A 636-nucleotide genomic window follows, 5' to 3' on the forward strand; every position below is an offset into this window, starting at 1 on the left:
GCCCCTACGGACTGAAGGCCAAATACCTTCTGGAGCATGAGGGCTACCGGGTTGAAGACCACTGGCTCAAGACCCGTGAGGACACAGATGCCTTCCAGCGCAAGCACGATGTCAAAACGACGCCTCAGGTGTTTATTGAGGGTCAGCGGGTCGGCGGCTATGACGAACTGAGAACGCGCTTCGGGCAGCATGTACTCAAGCCTAGTGACACCACCTACCGTCCGGTGATTGCCATCTTCGCGGTCGCTTTGCTGATGGCCGTAGCCATCAGCTGGGCAACCAGACACAGCATCTCACCCTTGCTCACTCTGGAGCGGTTCATCGCGGTGGCAATGTGCCTTCTTGGGGTGCAAAAACTCCAGGATGTCGAGAAATTCTCGACCATGTTCCTCAATTACGATCTGCTGGCGCGGCGATACGTGCCATATGGATACGTTTATCCCTTCGCCGAAACCTTGGCGGGCCTCCTCATGTTGTCAGGCAGCCTCATTTGGCTCTCCGCGCCGCTTTCGCTGATGATCGGGCTGATTGGAGCAGTCTCGGTCTTCAAGGCTGTCTATATCGATCACCGCGAACTCAAATGCGCCTGCGTCGGCGGCAACAACGCCGTGCCGCTTGGTCTCGTCTCACTGACCG

Annotated in this window: 1 protein-coding gene; it reads left to right on the forward strand. The window is 57.4% G+C overall.

The window, feature by feature from the left end; all coding sequences use genetic code 11:
- On the forward strand, window positions 1-636 hold a 636-nt coding region (locus AC1D0P_RS26880), incomplete at both ends, for a MauE/DoxX family redox-associated membrane protein (RefSeq protein ID WP_477679521.1).

This window comes from Polaromonas sp. P1_G2, assembly GCF_056405515.1.